The 719-nt window shown below is 42.8% G+C and carries 2 pseudogenes; both read right to left on the bottom strand.

The features are described from left to right. A pseudogene (locus A3766_RS06365) lies at positions 1-404 on the bottom strand (hypothetical protein); the annotation flags it as partial. Positions 405-429: 25 nt separating this feature from the next. Beyond that, positions 430-719: pseudogene (locus tag A3766_RS30565) on the bottom strand (chemotaxis protein); the annotation flags it as partial.

Here is a 719-nt window from a genome sequence, read left to right as displayed (position 1 = left end):
ATTGAATGGTAACGTCCAGATAAGCGGTCAAAACGAAATGCATCTTCCATCCCTAAAAAGCGCCAGAAATCTCCCCAGACGAGCAAGCGAGCATCCAGCTGCCACATATCCCCTTCTATTTCAAAGTGCAGAGGAGGCTGTTCGTTTAGCTCTAAAACCAAATTATATCGTTGAGGTCCAAGTCTAAATGTTTCAACGCTTGCTATCTTTTGAGCAGAAGTTTGTGCTTTAAAACTGTACAAATCCCAGGAACTGTAAAGAAGGGCCATTGCAGAGAGTATAGCTAGAATAGCAAGCGTAGCTTTTAGCCATGCCTTGAACCATGTACGAAGGAACAGGTACTTGAAAGAAATAACAATTAGCAGAGCGCCGAGAATAGCAATAGACAAGACGGGCAAGAACATAATTACCTCCTACCCTTGTATAAGCTTAAGTACCATACCCAATTGAAGCCAGACTTTCTTCTGACAACTTTAACAAAGCATCATTCTGGGTTTGTGCCTTGGTCATACTCTCAATGTAGTATTCCAATGAAGTCAGTGCATCAGCCAGAGTTTCTAACAAAGTCTGGTCAGGCATCGTATCACCGTCAACCAACTCCTGTTGAATACAGGACATGCACTTAAATAACAAGGACGTTAACCTCTCCTCACCAATGATGCTCATTGCACCACGGATACTGTCCATGACAGTATAGACTGTTGCCAGGTGAAGCTTAT

The organism is Oleiphilus sp. HI0132, assembly GCF_001635845.1.
This window is presented reverse-complemented; position numbering and strand designations above follow the sequence as displayed.